At 66.6% G+C, this 631-nt stretch carries 1 protein-coding gene; it reads right to left on the reverse strand.

All coding sequences use genetic code 11. From position 1 onward, the window contains the following. Positions 1 to 46 precede the first annotated feature (46 nt). A partial coding sequence (locus tag SM757_RS35010) for an NAD(P)(+) transhydrogenase (Re/Si-specific) subunit beta (RefSeq protein ID WP_322468869.1) occupies positions 47 to 631 on the reverse strand: 585 nt, incomplete at its 5' end.

Genomic DNA, 631 nt, shown 5'->3' on the forward strand with positions numbered 1-631 from the left:
AAAAAGGCCGCCCGCAGGCGGCCTTGGCAGCGTCGGCGCGACCGGCCTACTCGACGGCCTTGACCATGTCCTCCACGACCTTCTTGGCGTCGCCGAAGACCATCATGGTCTTGTCCATGTAGAACAGCTCGTTGTCCAGGCCGGCATAGCCTGCCGCCATGGAGCGCTTGTTGACGATGATGGTCTTGGCCTTGTAGGCCTCGAGTATCGGCATGCCGTAGATGGGGCTGCCCTTTTGCAGCGCGGCGGGGTTCACCACGTCGTTGGCGCCCAGGATGATGGCCACGTCGGCCTGGCCGAACTCGCCGTTGATGTCCTCCATCTCGAAGACCTGGTCGTAAGGCACTTCCGCTTCGGCCAGCAGCACGTTCATGTGCCCGGGCATGCGGCCGGCCACCGGGTGGATGGCGTACTTCACGTTGATGCCCTTGTGCGTGAGCTTCTCGGCCAGCTCCTTCACGGCGTGCTGCGCGCGGGCCACGGCCAGGCCGTAGCCGGGCACGATCACCACCGTCTCGGCGTTGCCCAGGATGAAGGCCGCGTCGTCGGCGCTGCCGCTCTTGACGCTGCGCTGCTCGGTGCTCCCCTGGGTCGCTGCCGCGGCGTCACCGCCGAAGCCGCCCAGGATCAC

The sequence above is a fragment of the Azohydromonas lata genome, from assembly GCF_034427735.1.
In the GTDB taxonomy this organism is placed as follows: Bacteria; Pseudomonadota; Gammaproteobacteria; order Burkholderiales; family Burkholderiaceae_C; genus Azohydromonas; species Azohydromonas lata.